Genomic DNA, 13,009 nt, shown 5'->3' on the forward strand with positions numbered 1-13,009 from the left:
ATGAGTGTCGACCAGGGCCTGATACTGCTGATACTGCTGACCTCGGTGGGCATGTTCCTCTGGGGCCGGTGGCGCCATGACATGGTCGCCCTGGGCAGCCTGCTGGCCTGTGTGCTCGCCGGCCTGGTGACGCCAGACGCGGCATTCAGCGGCTTCGGTCACCCCGCTGTCATCACCGTGGCCTGCGTGCTGGTGCTTAGCCGCGGTCTGCAGGCCACGGGAGCCGTGGACGTGATCGCCCGACGCGCACTGCCCGCCAGTGCCGGGCCCCTGGTCAGCCTGGCGGCACTGGTCGGGCTGGGTGCGCTGCTCTCGGGCTTCATGAACAACGTGGGCGCCATGGCGCTGCTGATGCCCGTCGCCCTGCAGATGGCCCGCCGCCACAACCTGCCGCCGGGACAGACACTGATGCCGCTGGCGTTCGGCACCATACTCGGTGGCATGACCACCATGATTGGCACACCACCCAACCTGATCGTCTCCGGTTTTCGTGCCGAGGCCGGCGGCAATGCCTTTGCCATGTTCGACTTCACACCCGTGGGGTTGGCGGTCGCGCTCTGCGGCGTGGCGTTTATCGTGCTGCTGGGCTGGCGTCTGGTACCGGCGCGCAAGCAGCAGGCCGCGGGCGATTTCGACACCGGGGCCTACCTCACCGAGGCACGTGTCCCGGAAAGCAGCAAAGCCGTAGGCATGAGCCTGCGACAGGTGGAAGCGGCGCTCGACGATGCCGGCGCCCAGGTGGTCGGCCTGGTTCGCAATGAGGTGCGCCTGCACACCCCCTACGGCGGCCGGCAGATCCGCGGGAATGACATTCTGGTACTGGAAACCAACGCCGATACCCTGGGAGAGGTGCTGGCGCGGTTGGACCTGAAGCTTGAGGAATCGGTGAAACCGGCAGCCACAGAGTCCACAACCGGTGACAGCGGCGGGCCGGAAGCCGCCGCACCCAACAGCGAAGCGCAGGAGGAGGTCGAGCACGAGGGCGAGCAAGGGGACAGGCGGGAGGACATTGTACTGACGGAGCTCGCCGTCATGCCGGCCGCCGCAGCCGTCGGGCGCTCTGCCAGAGACATCCAGCTGCGCACGCGTTACGGCCTCAACCTGCTGGCCGTATCCCGCGAAGGCCACCGCTCCCGCAGTCGGTTGCGCGCCCTGCCCCTGCGACCGGGTGACCTGCTGCTGATCCAGGGTCCGCTGAACGCCACCTCGGAATTCGCCAGTGACTTCGGCTGCGTGCCGCTGGCCAAGCGTGACCTGCGCATCCCCAGCCCGCGCAGGGCGGTCATGGCAGCGGTCATCATGACGCTCGCCGTGGGCGGCGCAGCCTTCGGGCTGCTGCCCGCGGCCATCTCATTCGCCCTCGGCGTACTCGCCTCCATGGCGCTGCGCACGGTGCCACCGCGCTCGGTCTACAGTGCCATCGACTGGCCGGTTATTGTGCTGCTGGCGGCCCTGATACCGGTTGCGGGCGCCATGGCCTCAACCGGCACCGCAGACCTGATCGCGCGCTTCCTGCTTACGTCGGTGGCCCAGGGCAACGCCATACTGGTGCTGGGCATCATACTGGTGACCACCATGTTCCTCTCCGACCTGATGAACAATGCGGCCACCGCCGCCGTGATGTGTCCGATTGCGCTGGGCACCGCGGCTGCCCTGGAGGTAAACCCCGACAGCTTCCTGATGGCTGTCGCCATCGGCGCCTCCTGCGCCTTTCTCACGCCCATTGGCCACCAGAACAACACCCTGATTCTGGGTCCGGGCGGCTTTCACTTCGGCGACTACTGGCGCCTGGGGCTACCGCTGGAAGCCCTGGTGGTCGCCGTCAGCCTGCCGCTGCTGCTCATCGTCTGGCCGTTGTAGCGCCGCGGGATGCCCGGCAAGCGGCCCCTGCTGGGGCGCGAGAGGCGATGGCTTTTCAGTGTTATCAGCGTTAACATTGCGGTTCACGCCTGCGGCTTTCACCGCTACAATGGCGCCTCGCATCGACTCTGGCCCGGCGCCGGAAAGGCCGCAGCCAGCCCCGTTCATCCCACACAGGACAGCGACATGATCTACCAGAGTGACGCGCTCACCGTGACCCGCCTTGACGGCGACATCGCCGAGCTGCATTTCGACCTGAAGGGTGAGTCTGTCAACAAATTCGACCAGACCACCGTCAACAGCCTCACCGAAGCGCTCGACGCGCTGGAGGCACAGAGCGGCCTGCGGGGCCTGCTGGTGACCAGCGGCAAGCCCGTGTTCATTGTCGGCGCCGACATCACCGAATTCACCGGCATCTTCGGAGCCGGCCCCGAGGAGATCAAGGGCTTCACGGCGGCCAACAATGCCAACTTGAACCGCCTGCAGAATCTGCCCTTCCCGAGCTGTGTTGCCATCAACGGGTTTGCGCTGGGGGGCGGCTTCGAAATCTGCCTGGCCTGCGACTTCCGGGTCATGAGCACGGCCGCCAAGGTCGGCCTGCCGGAAACCAAACTGGGTATCCTGCCCGGCTGGGGTGGCACCGTGCGCCTGCCGCGTATCATCGGCGTCGACGAGGCGGCCACCTGGATTGCCGGCGCGACTGAACAACGCGCGGACAAGGCGCTTAAGGCGGGCGCCGTCGATGCGGTCGCCGCACCCGAGGAACTGCGTGCGGTGGCACTGTCCACACTGAACCACGCCATCGCCGGCAAGCTGGACTATGCCGGTCGCCGCCAGGCGAAAAGCAGCCCACTGCCGCTCAACGATACCGAGGCCATGATGGCCTTCTTTACCATGAAATCCCTGGTGCAGCAGCAGGCCGGCAAGAATTACCCGGCACCGGTAAAGGCCGTTGATGTCATCGAAAAAGCCCGCGGCATGGGCCTGGAGGACGCGCTCAAGGTCGAGGCCGAAGGCTTTGCCGAGCTCGCCGTGACACCGGTGGCCGCCGCGCTGGTGGGCGTATTCCTCTCCGACCAGTTGCTGGGCAAGAAGGCCCGGGACTGGGAAAAACAGGCCGACCGTAAAGTTCAGCGTGCCGCAGTACTGGGTGCCGGCATCATGGGCGGTGGCATCGCCTACCAGTCCGCCTACCGCGGTGTCCCCATCCTGATGAAGGACATCAACCAGGCCGGCCTCGATCTGGGCCTGTCGGAAGCCAACAAGCTGCTGTCCAAGCGTGTAGAGCGCGGACAGATGACGCCGGCGCAGATGGGCGATGTGCTCAACAGCATCGACCCCACACTGACCTATACCGGTTTCGACGCGGTCGACATCGTGGTGGAAGCGGTGGTGGAGAATGCCAAGGTAAAACACGCCGTGCTGGCCGAAACCGAAAAACAGATCGGCGAAGACACCATTCTGGCGTCCAATACCTCGACCATTTCCATTACCCACCTCGCAGAAGCGCTGCAGCGGCCGGAGAACTTCTGCGGCATGCACTTCTTCAATCCGGTACACGCCATGCCCCTGGTGGAGGTGATTCGCGGTGAAAAAACCTCAGACCGCGCGGTCGCCCGGACAGTCGCCTACGCCAACAAGATGGGCAAGAAAGCCGTCGTAGTGAAGGATTGCCCCGGCTTCCTCGTCAACCGGGTACTTTTCCCCTATTTCGATGGCTTCTCCAAGCTGGTACGCGACGGGGCCGACTTCCAGGCCGTCGATAAGGTCATGGAGCGCTGGGGTTGGCCCATGGGGCCGGCTTATCTCACCGACGTGGTGGGCATCGATACCGGCGTGCATGCCTCTGCGGTGATGGCGGAGGGCTTTCCTGACCGCATGCAGCTGGACTTCAAGCCTGCGGGCCAGGTGATGTTCGAAAATGAGCGCTATGGCCAGAAGAGTGGTAAAGGCTTCTACGACTATGTGCCGGACAAGCGCGGCAAGCCGAAGAAAACCGCCAGCGAGGAGGTTTACCGCCTGCTGGCTCCCGTCGCCGCTGAGCGCACGGAGTTTTCCAAGGAAGAAATCATCGCCCGCATGATGCTGCCGATGGCAACAGAGATGGCTCGCTGCCTGGAGGAAGGCATCGTCGGCACGCCCGCAGAGGCGGACCTCGCGCTGCTGTACGGTCTGGGCTTCCCTCCCTTCCGCGGCGGCATCTTCCGCTGGATGGATACGGTGGGCCTTGCCTTCATCGCCGACGCCTCGAAGCAGTTTGCCCACCTGGGCAAGTCCTACGAACTCACCGACGGCATGCAGGCCATGCTGGCCGATGGCAAAACCTACTATTGAGCACCGGGTGACAACAGGAGAATTATCGTGAGTCTGAATCCAAGAGACGCCGTTATCGTCGACTTCGCCCGCAGCGCCATGGGCCGCTCCAAGAATGGCTGCTTCCGCAACGTGCGCGCGGACGACCTGTCCGTCGCTGTTATTCGTGGCCTGCTGGCCCGCAACCCCAAACTGGACGTCGACGAAATCGACGACCTGATCTGGGGCTGCGTGCTGCAACGCGGCGAACAGGGCATGAACCTGGCACGCAATATCGTCCTGCGTGCGCAGCTGCCGTTCACCATTCCCGCCCAGACCGTCAACCGGCTCTGCGGCTCTTCCATGTCGGCCCTGCACACGGCTGCGGCCAACATCATGGCCGGCATTGGCGACGTGTACCTGGTGGGGGGGGTGGAACACCTCGGTCACCTGCCCATGATGGACGATGTGGACATCAACCCGAAGCTGGGCCTGAACGTGGCCAAGGCGGCGGGCATGATGGGCATGACCGCCGAGTACCTGGCCATGATGCACGGCATCGGGCGTGAGGCCCAGGACAAGCTGGGCCTGCGCTCGCACCAGCTGGCCCACAAGGCCACGGTGGAGGGCAAGTTTGCCCGGGAGATCATTCCCGTTGAGGGGCACGATGCCTCAGGCGCGCTGGCGCTGATTGAGCAGGATGAAACCATCCGCCCCGAAACCACGCTGGAAGGACTGGCCAGCCTGCCGCCTGCCTTCAACCCCCAGGGTGGCACCGTCACCGCGGGCACCTCGTCGCAGATCTCCGATGGTGCGTCTGCCATGCTGGTGATGTCCGCGGAGCGCGCGCAGGCGCTGGGCCTTGAGCCGGTGGCACGCATCCGCGCCATGACTCTCGCCGGTGTCGACCCGTCCATCATGGGCTATGGCCCGGTGCCCTCCACACAGAAAGCGCTGAAGCGGCTCGGCCTGACCATCAAGGACATTGAGATGGTGGAACTGAACGAGGCCTTTGCGGCACAGGCCCTGCCCGTGCTCAAGGACCTCGACCTGCTGGATGACATGGAAGACAAGGTGAATGTGCACGGCGGTGCCATCGCCCTCGGGCACCCCTTCGGCTGCTCCGGCACACGCATTACCGGCTCACTGCTGACCGTGATGCAGGATCGCGACCTGACGCTGGGCGTGTCCACCATGTGCATCGGCCTGGGCCAGGGCATCACCACCGTGGTGGAGCGGGTCTAACCGCGCCGGTACCGGGGGTGGCCGCCGCCTGCAAGGGGCGACGGCCACTTTCCGGACGGATCAGAACGCGAGAATAACGTCGGTGGAGAACACCCAGCCGTTGCCACCGAGGGCCATTGGCACGCTGCTGTAACCGACCGGGGAATCATTCAGACGCAGAGCCTGCACACCCAGGCGCAGCTCACGCCGCGACATCGGGAAGTAATTCAGGCCCAGGCTGACGTCCGAGGGGTTGCCGTACTCCCCGTCAATGTAGGAATACGCCGCATAGCCCTGTAGCACCTTGGGAATCAGCATGGCCGAACCCTGCAGCTGGAAACCCTGGTCTTCCAGCTCGGTGACCGGTATTTCGCCAATCACGACGAAGTCATCCACCTTGCGGTAGTAATATTCGCCCTCCAGCGACAGGCCCCGGTATTTGAAGCCCGCGTTCAAGGCCAGCATTTCATAGGTCGCCTTGCGCACGTTACCCCCCGTGAGGAAGGGATCCTCACTGAAAATCCGTGTGCCATCCGAGAGGCGAATCTGGGAATTCTCGAAGCCTTCGACCTCGGACTGCCCCTGGGCATCCTCGCGGCTGTGGGTGAAGTGCACACCAAACAGCGTCGCGACCTCTTCGTGGTACTCATAATCCCCGAAACCCTGGCCGGGGCCGTATTCACCGGTCGTCGGCATCCACCAAAGGGCTCCCGAGAAAGTGTTGAGTTCGTTGTCCAACTGCACGGCATTAACACCCAACTGACTCAGGTTGTTCCCGATCATAGCGCGGTAGCCCACGGTGGGTGACAGCGCACCGGAAGCCCACAGGCCGGTGGTGTAGGAGCCGCGGAAGAACTCATCGGCGATGGTGCGGTGATCGTTCTTCAACCAGTTGGGAAAGGTGTAGTTGGTCGAACGCGTGGAGGGCAGCGCACCGATACCGGCATACAGCGAAAACGCCTCGTCAAACTGATAACCGAGATTACCCGCGACAACCACCTGGGCACCGTCTCCCTGGCTGGTATTCGCCGTCCAGGTGTAGAACAGGTAGCGGAACTTCGGGTCGAACAACCAGCCCTTGAAGTTCATGGTCAGCTTCTGGAACTGGATGTCGTTGCGTAAATCCAGCGTGGTGGTGCGACCGAAGGCATCGGTGTAGGTGCTGTCCAGTCCCTTCTGGTTGAGGTAGCGCGCGTAGGTGAACGCGCTGAAATCCAGCTCACCCATGTCGGTGCGGGCCAGCACAAACCCCTTGCCGGGTTCGAAGCGGCCCCAGGTCTCGGGCGCTTCCTCCTCGGCGATACCCGCAACTGCCGGCGTTTCCTCCGGGGCGGATGCCAGTGCCGGTACTACGGTGACCGACTGCTGCGCTGCATCAGCGCCCTCACCCGGCATGTCCTGCAGGCGTGCTTCCAACGCCTTAATGCGCTGGTCGAACTCCCGTGTCTTGCGCTCCAGCTCGTTGCGCAATGCCTGCAGCTGTCGAATTTCCTCCTCGACGCTCAACTGCGATTCCCCGGCGGACGATGCGGGTGAGACCAACCCCGCGAGGGCGAGCGAACAGGCCAGGGCAACGCCCCACAACGGTTTATTCATAGTGGCATGTCCTTGCTAAAGCAGGTCAAATTCGTAATTCAGAATAATGCGGAAATCGAAAAAGTCGTCGCCGCCCAGGTCTTCATCCTGGTCGATGTAGGCTCCACGTACGCGCATCCACAAGCCCTCTGCCCAGCTCTCGCGCAGGCGATAATCCAGCGTCAGATCGTACTCGGTTTCATCCGGGCTGGCGCTGCTCCCCGAGTCTGGGGTGTCACCCGACACCACATTGGCAAACAGGCTGAGGTCGCCCGCGCCGACACGCTGGAAGTCATAGGAGAGACCTGCCAGCCAGGCATCCTCACCGGCGCGATCGAAATCGTCAACGATCACCGACAGGTAGTTGGCGGGGTTGCCGTAGGGTTTCTGTATACCCTTTTCATCATCCGTGCTGCTGGCTGCCAGTCGCCAGGCCCACAGCCCGCGCCGCAGCTCCAGCTTTGCTGACACCATGGAGGTGTCGAAGTCACCGATCAGGGCATCGCCGTGGCTGCCCTGGTCAGTGTATTGCAGGAAGGCCTTCAACGTCGTTTCGTTATCCAGCACGAACGGATACTCTGCCGTGGCATAGAGGGTACTGAAGGTTTCAAGGGAGTGCTGGTAGATCGCTCCGAGGTTTCCCCCGGCGGCGGTCTTGTATCGGGCGCCGGCAAAGCCGAGACCCTCGTCGCTCCCCGCCGCGCCGGCCGCCTCGGACATGCTGACGAAGTCGTCGTCGTTCTTGCGCTTGATGCGGTCAACGTAGCCCGCCATGTAGGCGAGGCCGGTATCCGCCACATTGCCGATGGCCAGCGCCTCAAAGGTATTCGGCACCATGCGGATGTCGTGACTGCCGAGGTAGGGCAGCTCAAGGCTCTGGCGGCCGAGCCGGATGCCCGTGTCTTCCGCGAGGCGCAGTGTCACGTTCGCCTCGCCCAGCACGGAAAACGATTCCTGGCCGGGCTTGAACAGCAGGGTACCGTCCTTGTCGCTGGGCCCGTAGAGCTTCTGCGAGGTGTAGCCCGTCGCCGCGAAGCGCAGCCGGTCCAGCCACCAGCCAGACTGGTAGGCCAGCGCACCGCCGAGGGCGAGGCCGACACTGTCCTTGCCAGAGTCGCGGTTCCGGTCCAGCAGATAGCTGCGCGGACGGAGCACCAGCTTGCTGCCGTCCAGGAACGACGAGCGCTCGCGGTGTGCCTCGATTACCGGCACCACGCCACTCTGCTGGTTGGGTTCGTCGTCCAGGCGCCCATGTTCGGGTTGCGCAGACAGGCCCGGCGCGGCAGCGAGCAGCGCACCGCAGCACAGGGCCCTGGCAGCGCGGGCGCGCGGCCCGCAACCGGCTGGCACCTTACTCACTCGCAGCGCACACCATGGGAGCGTGATAGTCGAGCTTCATCAGGCGAAAGTAGTTCTCACCCAGTGCGATATTGCGGAACGCCGTGTCGTCGAGCGCGCGCAAGGCGCGACTGGTGACCTCAAGTTCCTTCGCATAATTGGCATACTCCTTGGCATCCGCCGCCACGAAGTCAGAGCCGGGGAGAATACGGCTGGAGTAGGCATTGAAGAAATCAACAAAAATATCACCCCACTGGTGGTAGGCGTTGAACAGCACGTCCCAGGAAATATCCAGCATCAGGTTCGGGTAGGCGTCCAGCCGCTCCTTCATCAGCGCCACATGCCGGTTGGGATCCATCGTGGTCAATTCCTTGGACAAGCCCATGTGCGCCCACACGATCGGGTTCTCCGGGTAGGTTTCCAGGATATGGTCCATCAGGTAGAGGAACTCCGTCGGATTGGCATCGTTGCCCAGGTCCGAGTGCAGCGTTACGGGGATATTGCGCTCCTGCAGGATCGCCATGAACGGCGCCCAGGCATCAATGGACTCGAGCGTGGCCGGCTCATGCAGATTGCCCAGCAGCGCCTGCTTGACCACATTGAGCTCTCCGGCCCAGGCGAACATGCCCGGGTATTCCCGGTCGTAAAGCTCAATGGTCTCCACCACGTTCTCGGGATGCGCGAGATCCATGAAGGTCATCGAGAGGACGATATTCAGGTTGTCGTTGGGGTAGGCGACAGCCTCCATGCCGTTGACGAAGTCATTCTTGATGCTGGGCATCGCTCGCACACCGGGGCAGTCCAGGTAATAGGTACACCCGGAGTCCATTTCCAGAATCTGGCCGATGCCAAAATAGTTGACGAAGCGAACACCCAACTGGTCGAAGTAGCCGAACAGTTCCTGCGGGGGAATCGCCGCCCCCCCGAAGGGCCGTGGGTGGAAGTGCGCATCCACCACCGGCGTGTAGGTCTCGCTGCTGCGATCAAAACAGGCCTGCTGCTCGGGCGGCAGGGCGAATGAGGCGAGGTCTCGCTGCGGTTTGGGCAGGGCCGCCACGGGATCGTCGGTAGTTTCCTGCAGGGCCACACAGCCCGCCAGCAGGGTGAGCAGCGAGCCGCCAGCCAGCGCCCTGGCCACAGTGCGCAGGGAGAGCTGTTGAGAAGGTTTCAGAAATGCGGTCATGGCGTCCAACTCCGGGATGATAGTTGTTATGGGGGGGATGCGCTGCCGCCCTCACCGTCATCCTGACCTGCATGTGCAACGCGAACGACCGGAACACCCTTCACCTGAGAATAAACAAGCCGTTCCAAAAGCAAACACTGCGTGCTTGCACTGGCAGACAGAATCTGGACAACCCCCACGGAGCAGCGCGGGACGCGCCTACTCCACGGTCAGCAGTACATCCACGCGTGCGAGCGCCGCCAGCAAGCCTGCCGTGGCCAGCGATGAGCCGCGAAAAAACTCCTCCGCCATGGGCGTGATGGCGCAGCGCCCGGGCAGGGGCTCACCCTGCTCGAGCATCCGATACAGGGTCGGCAGGAAAATGAACTGCAGCCACTGCGGTAGTGTCAGCGTGTCGACGGCGAAGGGCTCGGTAGAGGCCAGCGCAGATGCCGGCGGCGGCACCGTCTCCCACAGGGCCAGTTGCCGCAGCTGGGCCTCGATGTCGATCAGGACTTCGGCGACTTCCGTGCGCATGGGCTCTCCCGGATACTCCACGGCCGCTGCTAGAACTTCTCCGGGCGCAGCACATCCACATCGCAGGTGTAGAGGATCATCGCGTAGTTGTCGTAGTAGTGCTCGCGCAGGCCGGCGGCAATGCGATCCGCCGTGGCGTCATCACACACCACCTCAATGCGCAGGTTGCGGTTCGCCTCCCAGTTGCCCTCGCGCACACCCCGGGCCCCCTTGCCGCGGGCCTCGGTGATGGTGTAACCGTGCGCGCCCCAGCGTTCGATATGCCGCAGCAGGTGCGACTCGATAGAGGATTCAGTCACGATGGTGAGCAGGCGTCGCGGGTGTTGTTCCATGGTCAGGCGGCTCCGATCAGTGCGTACAATTGGCCAGCAAGCCAATGGTACAGCGGAATGCCGACCAGTACATTAAACGGGAACGTCACACCCAGCGATGCCGCCAGCGACAGCGCAGGGTTGGCCTCGGGAACCGAAATACGCATCGCGGCGGGCACGGCGATATACGATGCACTCGCCGCGAGGGTAGCCAGCACCACCGCTCCGCCAACGGACAGGCCCAGCAGCCAGCCCAGCCCGAGGCCGATCATTGCCGAGAACACCGGGGTCAGCACACCGAATGCCAGTAGGAAGAAGCCATAGCGGCGCAGGGTGCCGATCTGGCTCGCGGTCACCAGGCCCATTTCCAGCAGGAACAGGGCGAGCAAGCCCTGGAAGGGGTCGAAGAACAGCGGGGCGAGCTTGGCCAGGCCGTCGGCGCCGGCAATCCAGCCGATCAGCAGGCCGCCCACCAGCAGGACGATGCTCTTGCCCAGCAGCACCTCATGTGCCGACTCGCGCAGCCGCTCACCGCCGACCAGCCCCTTGGCGAGGACAATGCCCACCAGGATGGCGGGAATTTCCAGCAGCACGACAAACAGCGGCATGTAGGCTTCGAAATCAATGTCCCGTGAACCGAGATAGGCGACGACCACCGCGAAAGTGCCAACGCTGACCGAGCCGTAGTGCGCGGCGATAGAGGCCGCATCCGCCCGCGGCAGGCGACCGAACCGGAGCAGCACGGGGAAGCTGAGCAGGGGCAGGATGAATCCCATGGCGACCACCGCAACCATCTGCCCAAGCAGCTCCAGAAAGGGCTGTCGGGCCAGCTCGATGCCGCCTTTCATGCCAATGGCGAGCAGCAGCAGGATACTCAGCAGTTCATAGACCTGCACCGGCAGCCGCAGCTCTGAACGCAGGATCCCGGCGGTGACGCCCAGCAGGAAAAAGAGAACAACGGGATCCATGCTACGCGGTACCCTCCACGCCCACCAGGCACAGGAGCTCGGCGGTACGCTGGCGCAGCGCCGTGGCGTCCTGGTCGACCAGGGTAATGTGGCCCAGTTTGCGGCCCGGCGCGGGCGACTTGCCGTAGTCGTGCAGGTGCGCGCCAGCAACCGCCAGGATATCCCGTGCGGCGGGCCACTCACCGATAACGTTGACCATCACGCTGGGCGCTACGGCGGCAGTGAGCCCAAGGGGCAGGCCGGCAATGGCCCGCAGGTGATTCTCAAACTGGGAGGTCACCGCGCCCTCGATAGTCCAGTGGCCACTGTTGTGTACGCGTGGTGCATACTCGTTCACCAGCAGCTGGTCGCCACACTGGAACAGCTCCAGCGCCAGCACACCGACGTAATCCAGCGCGTTGAGCAAGCGCTCACAGTAGTCGCGGGCGGGACCTTCCATGGGATCGTTCGCGAGGGAGCGCGAGACACGCAGAATGCCGTCCTCGTGGCGGTTTTCGCTGAGCGGCCAGGTACGGCACTCACCGTCACGGCCGCGCACAGCAATCACCGAGAGCTCGCGATCAAAAGGCACGCGGGCTTCGAGGATACAGGGTACGCGACCCAGGGCTTCCCAGGCCGGCAGCAAATCCCCAGCCGCAGCCACGGACGCCTGACCCTTGCCATCGTAGCCCATGCGCCGGGTTTTCAGGATCGCGGGAGTGCCCGTCTGGGCCAGCGCTGCGGCCAGGTCCGCCTCGGAATCAATGGCAGCGTAGCGCGCGGTGGGCAGGCCCAGGCGCGTGAACAATGACTTCTCCTGCAGCCGCTCCTGGGAGAGGAGAATCGCCTGGCTGCAGGGGGCCAGCAGACCGCGCCGCTCCAGTGCATCAAGCGCAACCGGCGCAATGTGCTCGAACTCCGCCGTGGCCACATCGATGCGCTCTGCAAAGGAGGCCAGTGCAGCGGCGTCTTCATAGCCACCGCGAAGATGTTCTCCCAGGGGTGCGGCGCAGGGCATCTCCTCGGGCGCCAGGAAGGTACAGCGCAACCCCAGCGGGTAACCTGCCAGCGCCAGCATCTGCGCCAGCTGGCCTGCGCCCAGGATCCCGATATTCACGGTGCGGTGACCCGGGGGTCGGGGTGCGCCGCCACGTTGGCGGTCTGGCGCTCACGGTAGGCGCGGAGACGCTCGCGCAGGGCGCTGTCCTGATTGGCCAGCATCGCCGCGGCCAGCAGCGCTGCATTCACGGCCCCTGCGCGGCCTATGGCCAGCGTGCCGACCGGAATGCCCGCCGGCATCTGCGCGATGGAAAGCAGCGAGTCCATGCCGTTGAGGGCACGGGATTGCACCGGCACACCCAGCACCGGCACCAGGGTTTTCGCCGCCAGCATTCCCGGCAGGTGCGCTGCACCACCGGCGCCAGCGATGATCACCTGCAGACCGCTGGCTTCAGCCGCCTCGGCGTAACTGAACAGGCGGTCCGGCGTGCGATGCGCGGACACCACTTCAACGGTGTGCGGCACCTCCAGCTCAGCCAGGGTGTCTGCAGCGCCTTGCATGGTCTCCCAGTCGGAACGGGAGCCCATGACAATACCGACGAGTTCATTCATTGTGAGTCTTTCCCCTTGTGTCCTGCCATTGCGGCCGGTGGGCACTTCTGTACCCGGACATGAATCCTTGTGGCGGGGGCCGGCGGGATAGAAAGCGCACGAATCCTACACAAGACGCCAGCCATGATATATTCGATTTTTATAAATAATCA

General features: G+C 64.0%; 11 protein-coding genes. 3 read left to right on the forward strand and 8 right to left on the reverse strand.

The features are described from left to right. From R3E49_RS00430 to fadA, 3 genes are all read left to right on the forward strand, one after another. Entirely contained in the window at positions 1 to 1,860 is a 1,860-nt protein-coding gene (locus R3E49_RS00430; protein WP_371293248.1) for an SLC13 family permease, read from the forward strand. Between the two features lie 186 nt (positions 1,861 to 2,046). Continuing rightward, a complete protein-coding gene (gene fadB / locus R3E49_RS00435; RefSeq protein WP_371293249.1) occupies positions 2,047 to 4,194 on the forward strand; it encodes a fatty acid oxidation complex subunit alpha FadB in 2,148 nt (715 codons plus the stop codon). 27 nt (positions 4,195 to 4,221) lie between these two features. Then, entirely contained in the window at positions 4,222 to 5,397 is a 1,176-nt protein-coding gene (gene fadA, locus R3E49_RS00440) for an acetyl-CoA C-acyltransferase FadA (RefSeq protein WP_371293250.1), read from the forward strand. Between the two features lie 60 nt (positions 5,398 to 5,457). Here the strand turns inward: fadA and R3E49_RS00445 are convergent, their stop codons facing one another. The 8 genes from R3E49_RS00445 to purE form a co-directional block, all read right to left on the reverse strand. Next, positions 5,458 to 6,972 (reverse strand): hypothetical protein, encoded by a 1,515-nt coding sequence (locus R3E49_RS00445; protein ID WP_371293251.1) that lies wholly within the window; start codon positions 6,970 to 6,972, stop codon positions 5,458 to 5,460. Between the two features lie 15 nt (positions 6,973 to 6,987). After that, on the reverse strand, positions 6,988 to 8,310 hold the full coding sequence (locus R3E49_RS00450; protein WP_371293252.1) for an OprD family outer membrane porin: 1,323 nt from the start codon (positions 8,308 to 8,310) through the stop codon (positions 6,988 to 6,990). After that, the gene (locus R3E49_RS00455; RefSeq protein ID WP_371293253.1) at positions 8,303 to 9,472 is read right to left on the reverse strand and encodes an amidohydrolase family protein; all 1,170 of its coding nucleotides are present in this window, start codon (positions 9,470 to 9,472) and stop codon (positions 8,303 to 8,305) included. Before R3E49_RS00455 ends, R3E49_RS00450 begins: the two co-directional genes overlap by 8 nt. Before the next feature lie 198 nt (positions 9,473 to 9,670). Beyond that, the gene (locus tag R3E49_RS00460) at positions 9,671 to 9,988 is read right to left on the reverse strand and encodes a YqcC family protein (RefSeq protein WP_371293254.1); all 318 of its coding nucleotides are present in this window, start codon (positions 9,986 to 9,988) and stop codon (positions 9,671 to 9,673) included. A gap of 29 nt (positions 9,989 to 10,017) precedes the next feature. Beyond that, positions 10,018 to 10,320 carry a P-II family nitrogen regulator gene (locus R3E49_RS00465; RefSeq protein ID WP_290742200.1) on the reverse strand — a complete coding sequence of 101 codons (303 nt, stop codon included), beginning with the start codon at positions 10,318 to 10,320 and terminating at the stop codon, positions 10,018 to 10,020. 2 nt (positions 10,321 to 10,322) lie between these two features. Then, positions 10,323 to 11,267 carry a sodium-dependent bicarbonate transport family permease gene (locus tag R3E49_RS00470; RefSeq protein WP_371293255.1) on the reverse strand — a complete coding sequence of 315 codons (945 nt, stop codon included), beginning with the start codon at positions 11,265 to 11,267 and terminating at the stop codon, positions 10,323 to 10,325. A gap of 1 nt (position 11,268) precedes the next feature. Next, the gene (locus R3E49_RS00475; protein ID WP_371293256.1) at positions 11,269 to 12,363 is read right to left on the reverse strand and encodes a 5-(carboxyamino)imidazole ribonucleotide synthase; all 1,095 of its coding nucleotides are present in this window, start codon (positions 12,361 to 12,363) and stop codon (positions 11,269 to 11,271) included. Next, positions 12,360 to 12,857 carry a 5-(carboxyamino)imidazole ribonucleotide mutase gene (gene purE / locus R3E49_RS00480; protein ID WP_371293257.1) on the reverse strand — a complete coding sequence of 166 codons (498 nt, stop codon included), beginning with the start codon at positions 12,855 to 12,857 and terminating at the stop codon, positions 12,360 to 12,362. The genes R3E49_RS00475 and purE overlap by 4 nt, the downstream gene beginning before the upstream one ends. Positions 12,858 to 13,009 lie beyond the last annotated feature (152 nt).

Origin of the sequence: Haliea sp. (assembly GCF_041395985.1) — a bacterium.
Lineage (GTDB): Bacteria > Pseudomonadota > Gammaproteobacteria > Pseudomonadales > Halieaceae > Haliea.

Excerpts from the sequence above, each read along its gene's own strand:
- R3E49_RS00430 (WP_371293248.1), top strand. The coding sequence starts at position 1 with ATGAGTGTCGACCAGGGCCTGATACTGCTGATACTGCTGACCTCGGTG.
- fadB (WP_371293249.1), top strand. The coding sequence starts at position 2,047 with ATGATCTACCAGAGTGACGCGCTCACCGTGACCCGCCTTGACGGCGAC.
- R3E49_RS00445 (WP_371293251.1), bottom strand. The coding sequence starts at position 6,972 with ATGAATAAACCGTTGTGGGGCGTTGCCCTGGCCTGTTCGCTCGCCCTC.
- R3E49_RS00455 (WP_371293253.1), bottom strand. The coding sequence starts at position 9,472 with ATGACCGCATTTCTGAAACCTTCTCAACAGCTCTCCCTGCGCACTGTG.
- R3E49_RS00460 (WP_371293254.1), bottom strand. The coding sequence starts at position 9,988 with ATGCGCACGGAAGTCGCCGAAGTCCTGATCGACATCGAGGCCCAGCTG.
- R3E49_RS00465 (WP_290742200.1), bottom strand. The coding sequence starts at position 10,320 with ATGGAACAACACCCGCGACGCCTGCTCACCATCGTGACTGAATCCTCT.
- R3E49_RS00470 (WP_371293255.1), bottom strand. The coding sequence starts at position 11,267 with ATGGATCCCGTTGTTCTCTTTTTCCTGCTGGGCGTCACCGCCGGGATC.
- purE (WP_371293257.1), bottom strand. The coding sequence starts at position 12,857 with ATGAATGAACTCGTCGGTATTGTCATGGGCTCCCGTTCCGACTGGGAG.